Source organism: Oleiphilus sp. HI0043, from assembly GCF_001634935.1.
Genome location: NZ_LWEY01001506.1, coordinates 1 through 1,130, shown reverse-complemented (window position 1 = coordinate 1,130; position 1,130 = coordinate 1). Strand labels below are relative to the sequence as shown.

The following is a 1,130-nucleotide window of genomic DNA, read 5'->3' as shown; positions in this document are numbered from 1 at the left end:
TGGCAAAGGTCAACTAAATCTGGCACTTGAGGTCTTCGACAGGTTAAACTTGTCAGATCTTAATGTAATTGGCGTTGCCAAGGGTGTTACGCGTAAACCCGGCTTTGAAACATTGCTAATACCTGAAAAGGCTGGCCACTTAAAAACGATAGACTGTGCTTCTGATAATCCGGGGTTGCATTTAATTCAGCAAATACGGGACGAAGCCCACCGCTTTGCGATTACCGGGCACCGGAATCGTAGAGATAAGGCAAGGCGTCAATCAACGTTAGAGAATATTGAAGGGGTAGGGGCTAAGAGGCGAAAAGCGTTGCTGCAGTATTTTGGTAGCGTCTCGAATATCAAAAAGGCGTCGACCGAAGAAATAGCAAAAGTATCAGGAATTAGCACGAGTTTGGCAGAGCATATCTATTTGACGCTCCATAGCTCGTAAATAAAGTATTACTAAGGCAGCTAGAAGTTTTCATGAATTTACCAAATATCCTTACCGTTTCCAGAATTGTTCTTATTCCGGTTTTTGTCGTAGCGTATTACTTGCCGATAGAATCGAGTGCCATCTTAGCTGCAGCGTTATTTTTTATTGCAGGTTGTACGGATTATCTTGATGGCTACCTGGCAAGAAAGTGGAACCAGACTACACCCTTTGGTGCTTTTCTTGATCCAGTCGCAGATAAACTGATGGTGGCAATGTCCTTGGCGGTGATAATCGAAAGCTATTACTCTGTCTGGGTGACGATTCCAGCGATGATTATTATTGGGCGTGAAATTGTCGTTTCAGCCTTGCGAGAGTGGATGGCAGAGCAGGGCAAACGTGATAATGTTGCGGTGTCGTTCATCGGTAAGCTAAAAACTATGTGCCAGATGGGCTCCATTATGCTGTTGTTGCTAGGCCCTGAATCTGACTGGTTTTATTGGTCTGGGATTGGCCTTATATACTTCGCATCGATTCTTACGCTATGGTCAATGTACCAATATCTCACAGCATCGTGGGAGCACTTATTCTCTGAAGAGAGTTAGAAGCGGAGTAAGTATTACTGCTTTGGTATAAAAAATAATCGATCTGCTTCTCGGAAAATAGATAGCTGAAAAAAAGTGAATTATTCTCTTAAACATTGCTTGACTCTTAAATC

General features: G+C 43.0%; 2 protein-coding genes. Both read left to right on the top strand.

What is annotated here, in order from left to right; all coding sequences use genetic code 11:
* A partial coding sequence (locus A3729_RS21750; RefSeq protein ID WP_231877483.1) for a helix-hairpin-helix domain-containing protein occupies positions 1-433 on the top strand: 433 nt, incomplete at its 5' end.
* Positions 434-465: 32 nt separating this feature from the next.
* The gene (pgsA, locus tag A3729_RS21745) at positions 466-1,017 is read left to right on the top strand and encodes a CDP-diacylglycerol--glycerol-3-phosphate 3-phosphatidyltransferase (RefSeq protein WP_068515797.1); all 552 of its coding nucleotides are present in this window, start codon (positions 466-468) and stop codon (positions 1,015-1,017) included.
* Positions 1,018-1,130 lie beyond the last annotated feature (113 nt).